Origin of the sequence: Bacillus sp. AF62, assembly GCF_050312695.1 — a bacterium.
In the GTDB taxonomy this organism is placed as follows: domain Bacteria; phylum Bacillota; class Bacilli; order Bacillales; family Bacillaceae_G; genus Bacillus_A; species Bacillus_A cereus.
Genome location: NZ_JBNPJZ010000104.1, coordinates 1 through 336, shown reverse-complemented (window position 1 = coordinate 336; position 336 = coordinate 1). Strand labels below are relative to the sequence as shown.

Sequence of the window (336 nt, the reverse complement as noted above, 5' to 3'; positions counted from 1 at the left end):
AAATGCATCATCGCCTTTTTCTACAATGCTTTTACTTGGAACAGCAATCATCGTCTTATTCTCTAAGTTTACTTGCAATGAAACGTGGTAACCCGGAGATAAACCATCTTGACTATCAAGACTTGCTTTATATGTATACTGAGACATATTTTGAGTTGCTTCACCCACGCCGCCAGCTTGCGCCATCTCTGCGCTCGTTGGGAACTCACTTACCTCTGTAATCTTACCTGTCCACTTCTTCTTGCTATTTGCTTTTGCAGTTACAGTGAATGTTTGATCCTTTTGAATTTGTGACTTCTGAAGCTCAGTTAACGTACCTTGAACTTGGAATGGATC

1 pseudogene is annotated in these 336 nt (G+C 40.8%); it reads right to left on the bottom strand.

Annotation, left to right across the window (positions count from 1 at the left end):
* Nucleotides 1-336 (bottom strand): annotated as a pseudogene (locus tag ACQRBL_RS27585) (efflux transporter periplasmic adaptor subunit); the annotation flags it as partial.